Below are 18,854 nucleotides of genomic sequence, written 5' to 3' on the forward strand. Positions count from 1 at the left end.
CGCGCAGGCCGGGGCCCACGTGTCGGTGAGTGTCGGTGAGTGGCGGTGAGTGGCGGTGAGTGGCGGTGACGGTCGGTCGCGGGCGTCATCATGGTCGTGTGCTGATCCGACTCCTGCGTCGCTACCTCCGGCCGTACACGGGGCTGCTCGCCGTCGTCCTCGTCCTGCAACTCGGGTCGACGTTCGCCGCCCTGTGGCTGCCCTCGCTCAACGCCGACATCATCGACAACGGCGTGGCCAAGGGCGACGTCGCCCACATCTGGGGGGTGTCGTGGTGGATGTTCCTCGCTTCCCTCCTCCAGATCGTCTGCTCGGTGGGCGCGGTGTGGGCGGGCGCCAAGGCCGCGATGAGCCTCGGCCGCGACATCCGCGCCGACGTCCTCGACCGGGTGATGAGCTTCTCCGCCCGCGAGATGGCCCGGTTCGGGGCGCCCTCGCTCATCACCCGCAACACGAACGACGTGCAGCAGATCCAGCAGCTCGTCGTCATGGGCTGCATCATGCTCGTGAGCGCGCCGATCATGATGGCCGGCGGCGTCCTCATGGCGCTCCGGGAGGACGTCGGGCTCTCGTGGCTCGTCGCCGTGGCCGTCCCCGTCCTCCTCGTCTCGGTGCTCCTCATCATCCGGCGCATGGTGCCGCTGTTCCGGCAGCAGCAGACCCGCATCGACACGGTCAACCGGGTGCTTCGCGAACAGATCTCCGGTCTGCGCGTCGTGCGGGCGTTCACGCGTGAGCAGGACGAGCAGGAGCGGTTCGCCCGGGCCAACGCCGATCTCACCGCCACGACCCTCGCCGTCGGGCGGCTCATGGTGGTGATGTTCCCCCTCGTCATGGCGATCCTCAACACCTCCACCGTCGCGGTCATCTGGTTCGGCGGCCACCGCGTCGCCGCAGGTCAGATGCAGATCGGCTCCCTCTTCGCCTATCTCACCTACCTCATCCAGATCCTCATGAGCGTGATGATGGCGACGATGGTCGCGACGATGATCCCGCGGGCGTCGGTCTCGGCCGAACGCGTCGGCGAGGTCCTCGAGGAGCGCACGAGCGTCGTCGCACCCGAGAATCCCGTGCCGCTCGGCGACCTCCACGGTGAGGTCGATCTCGTCGACGTCTCGTTCACCTACCCCGGCGCCGAGGCCCCCGTCCTCGACCACGTGTCGTTCACGGCCCGTCCCGGCACGACGACGGCGATCGTCGGCAGCACCGGCTCCGGCAAGACGACCCTCCTCAAGCTCCTCCCGCGCCTCTTCGACGCCACCGGCGGCAGCGTCCGCCTCGACGGGGTCGACGTCCGCGACATCGACCCCGAGGACCTGTGGACGCGGGTCGGTCTCGTCCCGCAGAAGCCGTACCTCTTCTCCGGCACCGTCGCCTCCAACCTCCGCTTCGGGCGACCCGAGGCCACCGACGAGGAGCTGTGGGAGGCACTGCGCGTCGCCCAGGCCGAGTCCTTCGTCCGCACCTACGAGGACGGCCTCGACCACCCGGTCGCCCAGGGCGGCTCGAACGTCTCCGGCGGTCAGCGCCAACGCCTCTGCATCGCCCGCGCCCTCGTCGCGCGGCCGGAGCTGTACCTCTTCGACGACTCGTTCTCGGCCCTCGACGTCTCCACCGACGCCCGCCTCCGTGCCGCGCTCGCCCCCGTCGTCGCCGACGCGACCGTCATCATCGTCGCCCAGCGGGTCGCGACCATCGTCGACGCCGACCAGATCGTCGTCCTCGACGCCGGTCGCGTCGTCGGCATCGGCACCCATGAGGGCCTCCTCGAGGAGTGCGAGACCTACCAGGAGATCGTCGCCTCCCAGCTCCGCGCCTCCGATCTCGACGCCCTGCCCCGCCCGGGTTCGACCACCGACCGCCCCCACGTCACCGAGGAGTCCGGCTCATGAGCGGGTCCACGCGCGCCTCCACCCCGGGCTCCACGCCCGACTCCACCCGCGCCGGCGGTCACGGTGGAGCCGGACACGAGGAGCTCGACCAGGCCGCCGTCGCCAAGGCCGCGCGTCGTCGCGGCGGTGGCCACGGGCACGGCGGCATGGGGATGCCCGCCGAGAGATCGATGGACTTCTTCGGCTCGGGTCGCCGCCTCCTCGGCCGTCTCGCGCCGGTGCGCCTCCAGGTCGCCGCCGCCGTCGTCCTCACCGTCCTCGGCGTGTCCCTCTCGGTCCTCGGCCCCAAGGTCCTCGGCCGGGCCACCGACCTCCTCTTCGCCGGCGTCGTCGGCGCCGGACTGCCCGCGGGAACGTCCAAGGAGCAGGTCGTCGCCGGCCTCCAGGCGCGCGGCCAGACCGACCTCGCCCGGATGCTCGCGTCGATGGACGTCGTCCCGGGTCGCGGGGTTCCGTTCGACGAGATCGGCGGCGTCCTCCTCGTCGTTCTCGGGCTCTACCTCGCGGCGGCGGTGCTCATGTGGGGCGCCGGTCGCATCGTCAACGACGTCTCGATGGTGACGATGCGGCGGCTCCGCTCCGACGTCGAGGACAAGCTCCACCGCCTCCCCCTCGCCTACGTCGACGGTCAGCCCCGCGGCGAACTCCTCAGCCGCGTCACCAACGACATCGACAACCTCGGGCAGAGCCTCCAGCAGACCTTCGGGCAGCTGCTCAACTCGCTCGTCACCGTCGTCGGGATCCTCGCGATCATGCTGTGGATCAGCCCGACCCTCACGCTCATCGCCCTCGTCGCGATCCCCCTCTCGGCGATCGCCACGGCCGTCATCGGCAAGCGCAGCCAGAAGCTCTTCGTGCGTCAGTGGAACCGCACCGGCGTGTTCAACGGGCAGATCGAGGAGGCCTTCACCGGCCACGAACTCGTCACCGTCTTCGGCCGCCGCAAGGAGGCCGTCGCCGACGCGATGCGCACGAACGACGAGCTCTTCGAGGCGACGTTCGGGGCCCAGGTCGTCTCCGGCCTCATGATGCCGGTGATGATGTTCGTCGGAAACCTCACGTACGTCCTCGTCGCCGTCGTCGGTGGCCTCAAGGTCGCCTCCGGGCAGATGAGCCTCGGCGACGTGCAGGCGTTCATCCAGTACTCGCGGCAGTTCACGCAGCCCCTCGCGCAGGTCGCGTCGATGGCGAACCTCCTCCAGTCGGGCGTCGCCTCCGCCGAGCGGGTCTTCGAACTCCTCGACGCCCCCGAGCAGACCCCCGACCACGAGCACCCCGGCCTGCCCGACCGTGCCCGAGGCCGCATCGAGTTCGAGGACGTGTCGTTCTCCTACGACCCCGAGCGGCCCCTCATCGAGCACCTCGACCTCGTCGCCGAGCCGGGGCAGACGGTCGCGATCGTCGGCCCCACCGGCGCCGGCAAGACGACTCTCGTCAACCTCGTCATGCGGTTCTACGAACTCGACGCCGGCCGCATCACCCTCGACGGTGTCGACATCACCGACATGTCGCGGGAGCAGCTCCGCAGCCAGATCGGCATGGTGCTGCAGGACACGTGGCTGTTCAAGGGCACGATCCGCGACAACATCGCCTACGGCCGCCCGGGCGCCACCGACGAGGAGATCCGCGCCGCGGCGGAGGCGACGTACGTCGACCGGTTCGTCCAGCACCTTCCCGAGGGCTACGACACCGTGCTCGACGACGACGGCGGCAGCATCAGCGCGGGGGAGCGGCAGCTCATCACGATCGCGCGGGCGTTCCTCTCCCGCCCGAGTCTGCTCATCCTCGACGAGGCCACCTCGAGCGTCGACACCCGCACCGAGTTGCTCCTCCAGCAGGCGATGGCCGCACTCCGCACTGACCGCACGAGCTTCGTCATCGCCCACCGCCTGTCGACGATCCGCGACGCCGACCTCATCCTCGTCATGGAGGAGGGGCGCATCGTCGAACAGGGCACACATGAGGCGCTCCTCGCCTCCGGCGGGGCCTACACCCGCCTCCAGGCTGCGCAGTTCGCGGGCGAGCAGACCTGACCGCTCCCGCTCCCGCCCTGGCGCCCGTCGTGAGGGGCTCGGTCCGGCACACGGGGCGGGGCCAGAGCAGGAGCCCGTGGCGCGGGGTGTCCCCTCGGCAGCGACGGAGCCCCCGTCACCACCGGGGTGGTGACGGGGGCTCCGTCGGGTCGATCCGTCGGTCAGCCGCCGAGGATCTTGAGCGCCTCGGAGGCGGCGATGGGCTTGCCGTCCGCCGCGTCGAGGAGCTTTTGCCAGGCGGCCGAGCCCGGGCGGGGGCCCGCGGCCGGAGCGGCCTGCTCGGTGGCCGCAGGAGCCGTCGGGGCGGCCTGCTCCTGCGGGGCCTCCCGCGGGGCCTCGACCGGCGCCTGCTCCTCGGTGGGCTCAGGTGCCGGGGTGGGCGCCTGCACCTCCGGGGCGGGGCTCGCCGTCGGCGTCTCCGGCCGGGCCGGCACGGGCTCCTCGGGGGAGTCCGTCGACGGCGTGTCGGTGACGGTCGCCGGGGCGGCCGCAGCCTCGGTCGACGGAGCCGCGTCGGCCGGAGCCGTCGCGTCCTCGGCGGCGGGGGCCGGGGCCTCCGACGTCGGGGTCGGGGAAGCGGGCTCCTCGGTCTGCAGGGCGGCCGGGGTCTGGGCGGCAGGTGCCTCGGCGGCGGGTGCCTTGGCGGCAGGCGCCGGGATCACGGGCTCCCCGGGGGCCTCCGCCGCGGCCGTGGCCGCGGCACCGCTGAGGAGAGCGAGGGCCTCGGAGGCCGACATGCGGCCCGACGGCATCTCGATCTTCTTCGCGGAGGCGGCGGCCGGGCGGGCCGGGGCCTTCTCCGCCGACGGAGCGGCGGCCTGCGGAGCCGGGGCCGCGGAGGCCTCGGCCGGAGCCGGGGTCTCCTCGGTCTGCGCCGCAGGCGTCGACTCGGCCGCGGGGGCCTCGGCGACGTGGGCTTCGGCAGCGGGTGCTTCGGCGACGGGCGCCTTCGCAGCAGGAGCCTCGGCAGCAGTGGCCTCGGAGTCCGGGGCCGCAGCCGGGGTCTCCTCGGCGCGAGCCGCAGCGGTCTGCGCCTGCATCATGGCGAGCGCGTCGGCCGCGGACATCTTGCCCTGGGGCATCTCCACCGGGGCCTTGGCCGCCGGAGCCGCCGGAGCCGCCGGAGCGGCCTTGGGGGCCTCGGTCGCCGGAGCGGCCTTCGGGTCCTCTGCCGCCGGGGCGGCAGGCGCCTCGGTCGCAGGAGCCTGCGCGGCAGGTGCCTCCGTGGTGGCAGGAGCGGTCGGAGCCTCGGCCGGGGCCTCGGCAGCGGCACCGCCGGAGGCGGCACCCATCATCGCGAGTGCGTCGGCGGCCGACATCTTGCCCTTCGGCATGGCCTTGGGCGCCACCGACTCGGTACCCGCCCGAGCGGCGGGAGCCTCGGCGGCAGGAGCCTGAGCGGCGGGAGCATCCGCAGCCGGGGTCTCCTCGGCCTGGGCGCCACCCTGCGCCTGCATCATCGCGAGCGCGTCGGCGGCGGACATCTTGCCGCCGGCGGGCTTGGCGGGCGCCTCGGTGGCCGGGGCCTCCGTGGTGGTGTCGGCGGCGGGGGCGGCCTGTGCGGGAGCCTCCTGCCGCCGGGCCTCCGCGGCCGCCTGGGCGGTCGCGTCGCTCGTCTCGAACTCGCCGGAGCCGCCCTCGGCGGACTCCTCCTGCGCCTCGGCCTCGACCTGCTCGGGGGTGTCGGCCCCGGCGTCTCCGCCACGACCGGCGGAGTCGACGTCGACCTCGGCGTCGGGCGCGGCCTCGGGCTCCTCGTCGCGACGGACGGCGGCGAGCAGCATCTGGGCGACGTCGACGACCTCGACCTCTTCGCGGGCCGAACCCTCGGACTGCATCGAGGTGAGCCCGTCGGAGAGCATGACGCGGCAGAACGGGCAGCCGATCGCGATGCGGTCGGCGCCGGTCTCGACGGCCTCGGCGGTGCGGTTGAGGTTGATGCGGGTGCCGAGGTTCTCCTCGGCCCACATGCGGGCACCACCGGCACCGCAGCAGAACGACTTCATGCCGTGACGCGGCATCTCGCGGAGCTCGACGCCGGGAAGGGCGCCGATGAGCTCGCGCGGCGGGGCGTACACGTTGTTGTGACGACCGAGGTAGCAGGGGTCGTGGTACGTGACGGTCTCCGCGGTGGAGGCGACGTTCTTCGCCGTCGAGAGGCCTGGGTGCTCCGCGGGGCGGGCGACGGGGACGAGGCGCTTGTCGCGCACGAGCCGGTTGAGGAGCTGCGTGTGGTGGACGACCTCGTACCGCCCGCCGTTCTGCGGGTACTCGTTGCGCAGGGTGTTGTAGCAGTGCGCACAGGTGACGACGATCTTCTTGGCACCGACCTCGTTGAGCATCTCGACGTTCTGCGCGGCGAGCATCTGGTAGAGGATCTCGTTGCCCGCGCGGCGGGCGGAGTCACCGGTGCAGGCCTCGGAGTCGCCGAGAACGGCGAAGGAGACGTCGGCCTCGTGGAGCAGCTCGGCGACGGCGCGCGTCGTCTTCTTCGCGCGGTCCTCGAACGCGCCGGCGCAGCCGACCCAGAAGAGGTAGTCGACGGACGAGAGGTCCTCGACGTCGGCGCCGACGACCGGCACCTCGAAGTCGAGGCCCTTGGCCCAGTCGAGCCGCATCTTGGGGGCCATGCCCCACGGGTTCTGCTTGGACTCGAGGTTCTTGAAGAGGCCACCGAACTCGGCGGGGAACGCCGACTCGATGAGCACTTGGTGGCGGCGCATGTCGACGATCGCGTCGACGTGCTCGATGTCGACGGGGCACTGCTCGACGCACGCACCACAGGTGGTGCACGACCAGAGGACGTCGGAGTCGATGACGGCGTCGGGGCCGAGGGCGTCGTAGGCGCCGAGCGGGTGGTCGGCCTCGTAGCCGGTCTCACCGACGAGGGGCACGGTGGCGAGCTTCTTGACGTGCTCGGGGAGTCCGGCGCGGTCCTCGGTGGACGCCTGGAGCCACGGCGCCATCTCGTTGGCGTGGTCCCGCATCGTCATCATGAGGAGCTTGGGCGAGAGCGGCTTGTCGGTGTTCCACGCGGGGCACTGGCTCTGGCAGCGACCGCACTCGGTGCAGGTGGAGAAGTCGAGGAGCTGCTTCCACGTGTAGTCCTGCACGTGACCGACGCCCATCTTCATGGAGTCCTCGTCGGCGTCCTCGTCGTCGGACTCGGCGGCCTCCATGAGGTCCTCGAGGTTCTCGGCGGTGACGGCCTCCCCGTTGACGCGCATCGGCTGGAGCTCGCCGAGGCTCGTGCGGCCGTCGGCGTGACGCTTGAACCAGATGTTGAAGAACGCGAGGAAGCGGTGCCAGGCGACACCCATCGTCGGGGTGAGGGAGACGACGATCATCCACGTGAACGAGACGAGGATCTTGATTGCGGCGACGAGGTAGATGGACTCCTCGAGCCAGTGCTGGTCGAGGCCGCCCCAGATGGGGCTGAGCCATGCGGTGAGGGGGAAGTGGAGGGCGAGGTTCGTGCCGGGCTCGGTGAACTTGAGGAGCGCGGCCTCCTGCGTGCGCAGCGAGAGGATGCAGATCGAGACGAGGAGGATGATGACCTCGACGAAGTAGGCATGCCACCACGTGGAGCCGAAGAAGCGGCTGCGGCGGCCGTGCTCGCCGGCGGCGTTGCGCGGGTGGTTCTTCTGGCGGATGACCGCGAGGACGACGATGCCGATGAGGCAGCCCCATGCGAGGAGCTCGACGAGCCACTCGAACGGCGGGAAGTGTCCGATGACCGGCAGACGGAAGTCGGGCCAGATGAGCTGGAAGAACGCGTTGACGAGCGTGCTGAAGAGAACGAGAAACCCGATGGCGGTGAACCAGTGCGCGATCGCGACGACCGGCAGTCGCTTCATCCGGGTGTGGCCGAGGAACTCCTTGAGGAGGGTGCCCGTGCGGGCGCCCGGCCTGTCGGTGCGGTTGGGGTCCGGAGCGCCGGACCGGTAGAGGGCCGTGAACCGGTAGACCCGCCAGAAGAGCAGGCACCAACCGATCGTCGGCACGATGAGACAGAGGACGATCGCCGTGATCTGCAGCGCTGACATGCGCAAAGGATACGGAGTCGTCGGCGTCGAGGAGTGCTGCCGCGGCCGGGTGATCTGCCTGGCCTGGGGCGGTGTCGGCTCCTGTCGGGTGCGCGACGGCGTGGTTCTGCCCTGCCACGTGCGACGACGTGCCGCGCGTGGTGACCGGCGGGTAATCCGATGTGTCCGGATTCACGCGTTCCAGGAGGTCGGGGACGGTGCGGAACGGCCGGTGCGGGGCGGGCGACCCAGGGCGATGCATAAGTCGCCGTTGGAATAACGATAAGCTTCGCGTCGTTGTGGGAGACGTCGCCGCGATGCGGCGGCACCCCATGACCGCACCGGTGTCACCCAGCGACGGAAGGCAGCAATCGTGCCCATCTATGACGACGTCACCAAGCTCGTCGGCCACACCCCCCTCGTCCGAGTCAACCGCACCCTCCAAGGTGTCGACCCGTCGACGACCGTCGCGGCCAAGCTCGAGTTCTACAACCCGGCCAACTCCGTCAAGGACCGCATCGGCGTCGCCATCGTCGACGCCGCCGAGGCCTCCGGCGAGCTCGAGCCGGGCGGCACCATCGTCGAGGCGACGAGCGGCAACACCGGCATCGCCCTCGCGATGGTCGGCGCGGCCCGCGGCTACGACGTCGTCCTCGCGATGCCGGAGACGATGAGCGCCGAGCGCAAGGCACTGCTGCGCGCATTCGGCGCCGAGCTCGTCCTCACCCCCGGTAAGGACGGCATGCGCGGCGCCGTGGAGAAGGCCGAGGAGATCGTCGCCGAACGCGGTGGCATCCTCGCCCGCCAGTTCGCCAACGAGGCCAACCCGGCGATCCACGCCGCGACGACGGCCCAGGAGATCTGGGAGGACACCGACGGCGAGGTCGACATCGTCGTCTCCTCGATCGGCACGGGCGGCACGATCACCGGCATCGGCCGGGCGCTCAAGGAGCGCAAGCCCGAGGTGATCATGATCGGCGTCGAGCCCAAGGAGTCCCCGATCCTCAACGGCGGCCAGGCCGGCCCGCACAAGATCCAGGGCATCGGCGCGAACTTCGTGCCGGAGACCCTCGACACGGGCATCTACGACGAGGTCGTCGACGTCGACATCGACACGTCCGTCGAGTTCGCCCGCAAGGCGGCGACGAAGGACGGGATGCTCGTCGGTCTGTCCTCCGGTGCCGCGCTCGCCGCGGCCCAGCAGGTCGCGCAGCGCCCCGCGAACAAGGGCAAGACGATCGTCGTCATCATCCCGTCCTTCGGTGAGCGCTACCTGTCGACGGTGCTCTTCGACGGTCTGCGCGACTGACGTCTCGTTTCACCCCGCCCCGCCACCGCCTCGACACGAAGGACGATCCATGACGAACTCGACCACCGCGCTCGCCCATGCCTCCTCGGTCGTCGACGCGGCCCGCAACGCCCTGCCCCGGCTCCGGCTCGTGGGCTCCGGGCGTGACGACGCCCCGATCGACGTGCTCGCCGACGCCCCGGCGAACGTCGTCGGCGACGACACCTCCCGTCCCGCGTCACCGGAGGAGTGCGCATGCGTCGGCATCACGACGACGCACGCCGACTGCCCGGTCGAGGGGCACGGGCGGCGTCCGTGGTGGCGGCGGGTCGTCGACACGGTGGTGGAGGATCTCGACGCGGCCGTCGAGCGTGACCCGGCGGCGACGTCGCGGACGCAGATGGCGGTCGTCTCCCCGGGTCTCCACGCGATCTGGGCGCACCGCATCGCCCATTCGATGTGGCGGCACGAGGAGCTGCGGGTTCCGGCGCGCGTGCTGTCGAACGTGGCCCGCACAGTCACCGGCACCGAGATCCACCCCGGGGCGACGATCGGTCGGCGGTTCTTCATCGACCACGGCATGGCCGTCGTCATCGGCGAGACCGCCGAGATCGGCGACGACGTCATGCTCTACCAGGGTGTCACCCTCGGTGGTCGCACGCTCGACAAGGGCAAGCGTCACCCCACGCTCGGCAGCGGCATCACCGTCGGGGCGGGCGCGAAGATCCTCGGCGCCGTCACCCTCGGCGACGGTGCACAGATCGGCGCCAACTCGGTCGTCGTCAAGGACGTGCCGCCGAACCACGTCGCGACGGGCATCCCGGCGCACACCCGCGTGCTCCGCGGCCACGAGGACCCCGTCGACGCGATGTTCGCCGACCCGGCCCTCTGGATCTGACGGGCGGCACCCGGGCCTCCGACCGCAGGCCGCAGGCCCGGCATGCGAGAAGGGGCTCCGATCCATCACCGGATCGGAGCCCCTTCTCGTGGGTACGGCCGCGTCACTCACTCTCGGAGGCGACGTTGTCCTCGCGGATCCCGACGGACTGGTCCTCGGTGCGCTCCTCGGACTCGGCGAGGATGGCCTCCGCCTGCTGCTCGGGGTCGGCGCTGCCCGAATGGAGCTCCTCGGGCAGCAGCTCGGCGCGGCGCTCGACGTCGTCGGGGTCGACGTCGTCGAAGGCGCCGGTCACTTGGACTGGACCTTCGTCTCCCGCGGCGTGTAGTCGCTGCCCTTCTCCTGGCCGATCATCGCGCCGCCCTCGCCCTCGCCCTCGTCGCCGGCGGCGTCGGAGACCTTGTCCTTGACGGTGGAGGCGGCGGACCCGGCGGCGGAGCTGATCTTGGCGCCCACGTCGGGGGCCTTCTCCTTGACGGTCTCGGTGGCGACGGAGACCTTCTCCTGCACGCGGGGGTCGTGCCAGAGGGCATCGGCCTGCTTCTTCATGTCGTCGTAGCGGTCGCGGCCGGCGCGGGTGCCGAGCACGTAACCGGCGGCGGCTCCGGCGAGGAAGGTCAGCTTGAGCTTCATGGGGACATCCCTTTCGTTCGACTGGGGGGCACTCTACGGGGCCCGTCGAGCGGAGGGCGTGGGATTCGAACCCACGATGACGTTGCCGCCATAGCGGTTTTCAAGACCGCCGCACTAGGCCACTATGCGAGCCCTCCACGGCCGCCGGCGGCGCCGACGGTCCTCCGAGGGTACCCATGCGGGCGGGCCGGGCGACACCTGCCGGGGGCTGCCGGTCCTTCGTCCGTCGGGGTCGTGTCGACATCCGAAGTGCGACTCGGCTGTCACGCCCCGCCTCGTTGCGCAACGATGGGAGGCATGGCGGTGACGATGACGCAGGTGGCGAAGGAGGCCGGGGTCTCGGTCAGCACGGTGTCGCATGTCATCAACGGCACGCGGCCGGTGGCACAGTCCACGCGTCGTCAGGTCCTCGACGCGATGGAACGGCTGGGGTTCACGCATCAGCCCGTGGCTCGATCCCTCGCCGCCGGGAGCACGACGACGATCGGTGTCGCCATCCCGTTGTCGGGCAACCCGTTCCACCAGGAGCTGTTCGCCGGCATCGAGGGGGAGGCCCGTCGGCAGCACTTCAGCGTGCTCGTCTCCGACACTTCCGACGACCCCCGTCGGGAGCGGGAGGTCGTCGCCAATCTCATCGCGCACCACGTCCGGGGCGTGCTCGTCTCCCCGACGGCGGGGTGGGCGCGGGGCGCCGCCCGGGTCGTGCGCGAACATCAGCTGCCCTGCGTGCTCGTCGACCGGCTCCTGTCCGCGCCGGTGGACCAGGTGGGCGTCGAGAACGAGAGGTCGACGGCGATGCTCGTCGAGCATCTCGTCGTCAAGGGGCACCGGCGCATCGGGTGTCTCTCGGGGCGGGAGGGCCTTTCCACCACGGACGAACGCGTCGCCGGTTACACGGCGGCGCTGCGGGCGGCGGCATTGCCGATCGACGACGACCTCGTCGTGAGCGGCGACTCCACCGACTCCGGCGGTCGGCGGGCGATGCGCACCCTCCTCGCACTGCCGGACCCGCCGACGGCCGTGTTCATCGCCAACGACTCGATGAGTCTGGGGGCGCTGCGGGCGCTCAAGGAAGCGGGGCGGCGGGTGCCCGAGGACCTCGCCCTCGTGTGCTTCGACGACCCGCCGTGGGGGGATCTCGCCGTTCCCGGTCTCACGGCGATCGCCCAGCCGACCTTCGCGATGGGGGCTCGTGCCGTCCAGCTGCTCGCCCGTCGCATCACGGACCCGGACGCCCCCGCGCAGACCCTGCGTCTGCGCGGCGAGGTGACCCACCGGGGTTCCTGCGGCTGCCGCGTCTGACGGTCCGGCGGTTCCCGAGTCGGGTCCGGGCCCGGCCCCGAGCCCGACATTCGTCCCGCCCCCGGCCGGCGCGCGCCTCCGCCCGTGCACCCTCCTCCCGCGCATACGCGCGGGAGGGACGTCCTGGTGTCCGACGGATGAACGTTTCGCGGCCCGTCGGCGGCGCCCGGGTGAGGCCCTGCGCGGCAGGATTCAGTGACCTTCGGTGTTCGCGCAGGACCTGCCGGGGAGGGGGCTGGCCGCGTCCCCGTCGGGATGGGGGCGACCCCTCCTCTTCGCGCCTCCTGCGTGTTAACGTGAACTCGGTTGCAAGTGCAGTTCCTCGCAGTACGGCTACGAGTCGCCACTCGAGAGCCCCGCATCGGTGGGACCCTCAGGTGTCCTGCTGAGTTGGGGTCGTGCGGCAGCCAGGTCGTCGCGAAGTGCGGCGTCCATCGCCACACCAGTAGAGAGTTGTTTTCCCCATGGCACAGGGCACCGTCAAGTGGTTCAACGCTGAAAAGGGCTTCGGCTTCATCGCGCAGGATGGGGGTGGCCCGGACGTGTTCGTCCACTACTCCGCCATTCAGACCAACGGATACCGCTCCCTCGACGAGGCGCAGCGTGTGGAGTTCGAGGTCACCCAGGGCCCCAAGGGTCCCCAGGCCGACGACGTTCGTCCGCTCTGATCCTTCTTCAGACTTCTCCGAGGGGCTCCCGGCACTGCCGGGGGCCCCTCGGCGCGTCCGGGGGCATCCGCGGGGGCGGTTCTCAGCCTCGGTGCGCCGGCCCCGTGACCTACCCTGGGGACTCGTGAGCGACGACCCTCGCGCCGCCGACGCGCCTCGCCCCCAGGGAGACCCATCCGCCTCCACCGCGCAGCGCTCCACCGGGGCGCTCTCGCCGAACTCCACGCCGACGTCCTCGTCAGGTGGCCTCTCACCGTCGGGGTCCACGAGCGTCGGCGCGCAGGCCGGGTTCTGGGCGGAGGACTACACCCCCACGAGGGCCGACCGGATCTGCCTCGGCCTCATCCTCCTCAGCGCCGTGTACGGCATCGCGGTCATGCTCGCGCGGCCGACCCTGCTCGGGTACAGCCCGCTGGTCCTCGCGACCCTCTCGGGCAGCCGGTCCGCGCTCGTGACGATCGGGGCCCAGCATGCCGTCGGCCTCACGAGCTGGGGCGTCGTCGTCGCGGCGTTCCTCCTCTCGACGGTGAGCGCCATCAAGCTCGACCTGCTCATGTGGTGGGCCGGGCGGTTGTGGGGCGATGTCTTCGTCGCGAACCTCGTCGGCGACTCGCATCGCAAGGCGCGCTCGGCGGAGCGGGCCGAACAGCTCGTCCGCCGCTTCGAGTCCCTCGCGATCGTCCTCCTCAACGTGCCGGTGCTCCCCATCCCGCGCGGGATCATCACCGCCGTCCTCGGCGCCTCCGGTACGCGGTTCCGCAAGCTCCTCGTCGTCGATCTCCTCGCCTCGGCCGTCGTGCAGGCGATGTGGCTCGTCCTCGGCCATCGCATCGGTCAGCCCGTCGTGCAGGTCGTCGAGGTCATCGCCCGGTACTCCCTGTGGCTCACGCTCGCGATCCTCGCCGTCATCGTCGTCGGAGCGATGCGCAAGGCCCGTCGCGATACAGGCGACGACTCGGACGATCCTGCCGCCGACACCACCGACGGGGTCCCCACCGTCGACGACGCCACGGTTTCGGCGTCGACGGACGTGCCGGCCACGAGCACCACGGTCGATGCACCAGACGCGACGGACGCGACCGGTTCGGCCGACACGACCGGGACGGACGGAGCGATCGACGCCGCCGGGGTGACCGACACGGACGGCAACACGCATACGCCGGGCGCCCCGGACGACCGGCCGGAGGCTCCGGGCCCCACGTCGACGTCCGCGTGAGCACGGAGGTCGTCCCGCCTCCCCGCCGTCGTCGCGTGGCAGAGGCGGCTGTCGCGGTCGGGCTCGTCGTCGTCATCGTGTACGGGTTCGTCGCCGTGCCGCTGCGGGCGTGGCTCCTCGGCGTGGATCCCGCGCTTCTCGCCGCCATCACGGGCAGCCGCCCGGCGCTCGTCGCCGTGGGGGCGGCTGCGCGGGTGGGGGAGGGGCCGTGGCTGTGGCCGCTCCTCGTCGCGACCCTCTCGATCGTCAAGTTCCACTGGGTGTTCTGGTGGGCGGGACGGCTGTGGGGCGAGGCGGGGTTCGAGCGGGTCGCGGGTGAGGGGCCGCGGGCGCGTCGACGCATCGCTCGTGCCGAGTCCTTCGTGCGCCGCTGGCAGACGCCCGCGATCGTCCTCACCTACGTGCCCGTGCCGGTGGCGCGTGAGCTCGTCATCGTCGCGCTCGGCACGGCGGGGCGTCGGTTCTCGACGTTCGTCGTCCTCGACCTCCTCACCGCCGTGGTGACGCAGAGCCTCTGCGTCGTCCTCGGGGCGTGGCTCGGCGCGTCGGCCGTGGCCGTCGTCGCGGGGTACGCCGTCTACGCCGGGTGGGTCGCGCTCGCGGCCCTCGGGGTGATGACGGTCGCGGCGCTGCGGTCGTGGTGGCGGCGGCGCGTCAGCAGGCGTTCTTGACGTCGACGAGGCCCTGGGCGGGCTCGGTCGGCGTCGAGCCGGGCGTGGTGCGCGGTGCCGAGGGTGTCGTGGTCGGCTGCGACGAGGACGACCATGACGGGGCCGGAACCCCCTCGACCGGATGCGGCGAGATCGCGTTGCGGACGACCTCATGGATGTGGCCGTAGTCGGGGTCGGTGACCTTGACGATCTTGTTCGTGAACGGCAGGGAGCGGATCGTGCCCTCCTGCTGGACGCGGCCCACGAGCTCGGCCCACGCGCCGAGGTGTTCGGCCGGGATGTCGGTGTAGATGTTGTCCTTCGCGACCTTGGCGAGCGCCGGGTACCGCTCGAGCATCGTCGGTGCGTCGACCTGGCGGACGAGGGCGCCGACCATGCACCGCTGGCGGCCCATGCGGTTGAAGTCGTCGGTCGTCGCGCGGGAACGGGCGTACCACATGGCCGTGTAGCCGTCCATGTGCTGAGGCCCGGGCTCGATCCAGCCGTGGATCGAGCCGGGGACGATCTGCCCGTTCTCGACCTTGCCGCCGATGGGGATGCGGGTCTTGACGGTGATGTCGACGCCGCCCATCGCATCGACGAGGGCGGAGAACCCGCGGATGTCGATGACGACGGCGTAGTCGATGCCGAGGCCGAGGACCTCGGTGAGGGCGAGGCGGGTGGCGGTGAGGCCGGGCATCGGGTCGCCGGGGAAGAGGTCCTTGTGCTTCTCGCCCTCGTTCCACACCTCGTTCATGAGGCACGCGTCGCCGCAGTCGTACCCGTTCGGGTAGACCCGGGTGAGCGGGTTGGTGGGGCCGAGGGGGATGTTCTCGAGGTTGCGGGGGATACCGAAGAGGACGGTGTCGCCGCTGCGGGTGTCGATGCTCGCGACCATCATCGAGTCGGTGCGCAGGCCTGGGCGGCCCGGGTAGGCGTCGGAGCCGATGAGCATGACGTTGACACGGGGCACGGTGCGCCAGGCATTCCGACCGCTGCCGATGGGGGTGGCCGCGCCCACGCCGCGGTCGACGTCGCCGTGGGAGAAGATCGACGACAGGGTGTCGCGGTGGATCATCACGTATTGCGTGGCGGGCGCGACCGGGGCGAGGACGGCGAGGACGAGCAGGGCGACGAACGTGCCGGCGGCGACGCGCTTGCCGGTCTGGGGGCGGCTCGGCCAGTTGAGTGCGGCGGTGTGGACGAGGGACGCGGCGAGGACGATGAGCGCGAGGACCCCGGCGACGACGAGCCCGAGGAGGAGGTTACGTCGTACTCCGAGGAAGAGCGCCGCCTCGGTGGGGCCCTTGACGTAGATGAACGCGGCGGCGCCGACGACGCAGACGAGGAACACCGACATGAGGAGCCCGCCGAGGAATCGGCGGCCGCTGAGGAGCAGGCCGGAGCCGGGCAGGATCGCCCCGAGGGTCGTGAGACCGAGCAGCGGCCCCAGGCCACGACGCGGCCCGTACTCACCGGGATGCGCTGCACTCATCGAATCTCCCCTCCGCGCGGAACGCGGGTGGCGTCCCCCTTCGTCATCGGCACCGCCCGCCCCGTCCTGCGCGGATCCAGGTGTCGCCCCCGAGCTTTCATGGTATCGACCCGACCCCGGGCCACGTGGGCGGACGCTCGTTGCCCGGGCGCGGCGCGAACGGAGCTCGGCCGCGACTCGTCGGGAGCGGTTTTGTGTCGCAGCCCGCTCGGCGGGTAGGCTGAACTCCGCCGTGCGCCACATCAACGTGACGACCATGGCGTGGAGGCGTCGCCTAGTCCGGTCTATGGCGCCCGCCTGCTAAGCGGGTTTGGGGGTTATTCCCCATCGAGGGTTCAAATCCCTCCGCCTCCGCCACACGAGAACCCCCCGGTTTCGGCCGGGGGGGTTCTCGCATGTCTCCCCTCGGAAGGCCCGCGGGACGGTGCTCGATCAGCTCCCGCGGGGCAGCCGCAGGGTGAAGCACGTCCGCCCGGGGCGGGACTCGACGTCGACGGTGCCGCCGTGCGCCGTCGTCACGGCTTCGACGATGGAGAGTCCGAGGCCCGTCGATCCGCCCTCCCTCGTGCGGGCCGTGTCGCCGCGCGCGAAGCGGGAGAAGATCGTCGGCAGCATCTCCGGGTCGATGCCGGGACCGTCGTCGCAGATCGTGAGCACGGCCCCACCCGACTCGGCGCGGAGCCCACCGGTGACGGTCGTCCCCGGCGGGGTGTGGAGTCGGGCGTTCGCGAGGAGGTTGACGAGCACCTGCGTGAGGCGCGCCCGGTCACCCGTCACCTCGACGGGTTCCTCCGGCAGGTCGAGGCGCCACACGTGGTCCGGTCCGACGACGCGGGCGTCGTTCACCGTCTCGACGAGGAGCATCGTGAGGTCGACCGGTTCATGGGTGAGGTCGCGTCCCGCATCGAGGCGGGCGAGCAGCAGCAGGTCCTCGACGAGCGCCGCCATGCGCGCCGACTCGGACTCGACCCGCCGCAGCGACCCCCGCACCTCCCCGGGCAGCCGATCGTCGCGGAGCGAGAGCTCGGTGTAGCCGCGGATCGAGGCGAGGGGAGTCCGCAGCTCATGGCTCGCGTCGGCGACGAACCGCCGCAGCGTCGTCTCGCTCTCCTGCCGGTGACGCAGAGCGACGTCGACGTGGTCGAGGAGATCGTTGAGCGCGGCGCCGACCTGGCCGACCTCGGTGCGGCGGTCGGTGTCGCGACTCGGCACACGCTCGACGAGCTCGACCTCACCGCTCGACAGCGGGAGGGTCGCGACCCGCGTCGCCGTGGCGGCGACACGATCGAGGGGGCGCAGCGCGCGCGAGACGAGGCACGCCGTGCCGACGCCGACGAGGAGAAACCCGAGGAGCCCCAGCCCGGCGGTGATGAGTCGCATCTGCCGCACGGCGTCGTAGAGCGGCTGCATGGGGAGGCCGGTGACGACGCGCTCTCCCCGGTCCGTCGTCACGGCGACGACCCGGTAGGGGCCGAGCGGATCGCCGAGGTCGACGGTCGAGGGTCTGCTCGTGAGCCCCGCCTGCAGCAACGCCTCGACCTGCGGCATCGCCAGGCTGCGCGAGCCGCCGTCGCGGGTCGCGACCGTGTTCGTCTCGACGGTCGAACCGTCCACGACGACGACGAGCATGTCGCTGAGCGGCCGCCCCTGGCCGGGGGACGCCGGTTCCGGCCGGTGGCCGCCCGGGCCCCCTCCCGGTCCGAGGACCCGCGCCGCCGTCGAGGCCACCCGCCCGTCGAGCTCGGCGACAAGGCTGCGTTCGAGGAGGGTGCTCATGCCGAACCCCGTCGCGAGGGTGACGAGCGCGAACAGCGTGAGGATCGAGACGACGAGCGTGCGGCGCAGTGTCCACCCCCGGAACGGGCCCCGTCGCGGACCGCTTCCGGAGGGCCCGTCCGCCGGGCCGGGCGTGGAGTCGACGACGACCCCGGTGAGTGTCGTGCTCACGACGCCGGCTTGAGGACGTACCCGGCGCCGCGCAGGGTGTGGATCATCGGGGCACGGCCCGCGTCGATCTTCTTGCGCAGGTACGAGATGTAGAGCTCGACGACGTTGGCCTGGCCGCCGAAGTCGTAGTTCCACACGCGGTCGAGGATCTGGGCCTTGCTCAGCACCCGGCGGGGGTTGCGCATGAGGTAGCGGAGCAGCTCGAACTCCGTCGCCGTGAGGGTGATCTCGTCGCCGCCGCGGGTGACCTCGTGGGAGTCCTCGTCGAGGGTGAGGTCGCCGACGACGAGCAGTGGCGAGGCGTCGTCGACGCGTACCGCCGTGCGTCGCATGAGGCCTCGCACCCGCGCGACGACCTCCTCGAGGCTGAACGGCTTGACGACGTAGTCGTCACCGCCCGCGGTGAGCCCGGCGACGCGGTCCTCGACGGCGTCCTTCGCGGTGAGGAACAGCACGGGGACGTCGGGGTCGTCGGCGCGCATGCGGCGCAGCACCTCGGGCCCGTCGAAGTCGGGGAGCATCCAGTCGAGCACGACCGCGTCGGGCCGGAACTCGCGCGCGGCCCGCACGGCGTCGGCCCCCGCGTGCGAGGTGCGGATCTCCCATCCCTCGTACCGCATCGCCATCGACAGCAACTCCGTGAGGTTCGCCTCGTCGTCGACGACGAGCACCCGCACCGGCGAGCCGTCGGGGCGGGTGAGCCTGGGGGCGGCGGGCGTCGCGGTCATGACTCCAGTAGACACGCGCCGACTCCCCGCGTCGCTGTGCCGCGCCTGTGCGGTTCCTATGAGCGTGGGGTCGGGGCTC

General features: G+C 71.7%; 14 protein-coding genes and 2 tRNA genes. 9 read left to right on the forward strand and 7 right to left on the reverse strand.

Translation table 11 applies throughout. The features are described from left to right. The first annotated feature begins 98 nt into the window (after nucleotides 1-98). Together MOPEL_RS15315 and MOPEL_RS15320 are read left to right on the forward strand one after the other, a co-directional pair. Complete coding sequence (locus MOPEL_RS15315) at nucleotides 99-1,892, forward strand: ABC transporter ATP-binding protein (RefSeq protein WP_009760614.1); 1,794 nt, start codon at nucleotides 99-101, stop codon at nucleotides 1,890-1,892. Then, nucleotides 1,889-3,925: an ABC transporter ATP-binding protein gene (locus tag MOPEL_RS15320; protein WP_009760615.1), complete on the forward strand. Its 2,037-nt coding sequence runs from the start codon at nucleotides 1,889-1,891 to the stop codon at nucleotides 3,923-3,925. Before MOPEL_RS15315 ends, MOPEL_RS15320 begins: the two co-directional genes overlap by 4 nt. Before the next feature lie 161 nt (nucleotides 3,926-4,086). On the opposite strand, the gene MOPEL_RS15325 is transcribed toward MOPEL_RS15320, so the two are convergent. Next, the gene (locus tag MOPEL_RS15325) at nucleotides 4,087-7,971 is read right to left on the reverse strand and encodes a (Fe-S)-binding protein (RefSeq protein ID WP_040634939.1); all 3,885 of its coding nucleotides are present in this window, start codon (nucleotides 7,969-7,971) and stop codon (nucleotides 4,087-4,089) included. Between the two features lie 352 nt (nucleotides 7,972-8,323). Here MOPEL_RS15325 and cysK point away from each other — a divergent pair, with 352 nt between their 5' ends. Both cysK and epsC read left to right on the forward strand, forming a co-directional pair. Continuing rightward, entirely contained in the window at nucleotides 8,324-9,259 is a 936-nt protein-coding gene (gene cysK, locus MOPEL_RS15330; protein ID WP_009760617.1) for a cysteine synthase A, read from the forward strand. Between the two features lie 49 nt (nucleotides 9,260-9,308). Further along, nucleotides 9,309-10,136: a serine O-acetyltransferase EpsC gene (gene epsC / locus MOPEL_RS15335; RefSeq protein ID WP_009760618.1), complete on the forward strand. Its 828-nt coding sequence runs from the start codon at nucleotides 9,309-9,311 to the stop codon at nucleotides 10,134-10,136. 103 nt (nucleotides 10,137-10,239) lie between these two features. On the opposite strand, the gene MOPEL_RS15340 is transcribed toward epsC, so the two are convergent. The 3 genes from MOPEL_RS15340 to MOPEL_RS15350 form a co-directional block, all read right to left on the reverse strand. Beyond that, nucleotides 10,240-10,431, reverse strand: coding sequence for a hypothetical protein (locus MOPEL_RS15340; protein ID WP_009760619.1), 192 nt, complete (start codon nucleotides 10,429-10,431; stop codon nucleotides 10,240-10,242). Further along, the gene (locus MOPEL_RS16285) at nucleotides 10,428-10,769 is read right to left on the reverse strand and encodes a YtxH domain-containing protein (protein WP_009760620.1); all 342 of its coding nucleotides are present in this window, start codon (nucleotides 10,767-10,769) and stop codon (nucleotides 10,428-10,430) included. The genes MOPEL_RS15340 and MOPEL_RS16285 overlap by 4 nt, the downstream gene beginning before the upstream one ends. Before the next feature lie 50 nt (nucleotides 10,770-10,819). After that, nucleotides 10,820-10,906, reverse strand: a tRNA-Ser gene (locus MOPEL_RS15350). Nucleotides 10,907-11,066: 160 nt separating this feature from the next. Here MOPEL_RS15350 and MOPEL_RS15355 point away from each other — a divergent pair. The 4 genes from MOPEL_RS15355 to MOPEL_RS15370 all read left to right on the forward strand — a co-directional run bounded on the left by MOPEL_RS15355 (nucleotide 11,067) and on the right by MOPEL_RS15370 (nucleotide 14,626). Then, nucleotides 11,067-12,071, forward strand: a complete 1,005-nt coding sequence (locus tag MOPEL_RS15355) for a LacI family DNA-binding transcriptional regulator (RefSeq protein ID WP_009760621.1) — start codon at nucleotides 11,067-11,069, stop codon at nucleotides 12,069-12,071. Nucleotides 12,072-12,535: 464 nt separating this feature from the next. Continuing rightward, a complete protein-coding gene (locus MOPEL_RS15360; protein WP_009760622.1) occupies nucleotides 12,536-12,739 on the forward strand; it encodes a cold-shock protein in 204 nt (67 codons plus the stop codon). Nucleotides 12,740-12,863: 124 nt separating this feature from the next. Then, nucleotides 12,864-13,955: a VTT domain-containing protein gene (locus MOPEL_RS16290; protein ID WP_009760623.1), complete on the forward strand. Its 1,092-nt coding sequence runs from the start codon at nucleotides 12,864-12,866 to the stop codon at nucleotides 13,953-13,955. 35 nt (nucleotides 13,956-13,990) lie between these two features. After that, nucleotides 13,991-14,626 (forward strand): SNARE-associated domain-containing protein, encoded by a 636-nt coding sequence (locus MOPEL_RS15370; protein ID WP_009760624.1) that lies wholly within the window; start codon nucleotides 13,991-13,993, stop codon nucleotides 14,624-14,626. Here MOPEL_RS15370 and MOPEL_RS15375 read toward each other — a convergent pair. Further along, nucleotides 14,610-16,100, reverse strand: a complete 1,491-nt coding sequence (locus MOPEL_RS15375) for an LCP family protein (protein WP_009760625.1) — start codon at nucleotides 16,098-16,100, stop codon at nucleotides 14,610-14,612. The two genes, MOPEL_RS15370 and MOPEL_RS15375, sit on opposite strands and share 17 nt — an antisense overlap. Before the next feature lie 263 nt (nucleotides 16,101-16,363). Between MOPEL_RS15375 and MOPEL_RS15380 the strand changes: the two genes are divergently transcribed. Continuing rightward, nucleotides 16,364-16,457 (forward strand) — tRNA-Ser (locus MOPEL_RS15380). Nucleotides 16,458-16,532: 75 nt separating this feature from the next. On the opposite strand, the gene MOPEL_RS15385 is transcribed toward MOPEL_RS15380, so the two are convergent. Both MOPEL_RS15385 and MOPEL_RS15390 read right to left on the reverse strand, forming a co-directional pair. After that, nucleotides 16,533-18,047 carry a sensor histidine kinase gene (locus MOPEL_RS15385; RefSeq protein ID WP_009760626.1) on the reverse strand — a complete coding sequence of 505 codons (1,515 nt, stop codon included), beginning with the start codon at nucleotides 18,045-18,047 and terminating at the stop codon, nucleotides 16,533-16,535. After that, nucleotides 18,044-18,775 (reverse strand): response regulator transcription factor, encoded by a 732-nt coding sequence (locus MOPEL_RS15390; protein WP_009760627.1) that lies wholly within the window; start codon nucleotides 18,773-18,775, stop codon nucleotides 18,044-18,046. The genes MOPEL_RS15385 and MOPEL_RS15390 overlap by 4 nt, the downstream gene beginning before the upstream one ends. Nucleotides 18,776-18,854 lie beyond the last annotated feature (79 nt).

Origin of the sequence: Mobilicoccus pelagius NBRC 104925 (assembly GCF_000247995.1) — a bacterium.
In the GTDB taxonomy this organism is placed as follows: Bacteria; Actinomycetota; Actinomycetes; order Actinomycetales; family Dermatophilaceae; genus Mobilicoccus; species Mobilicoccus pelagius.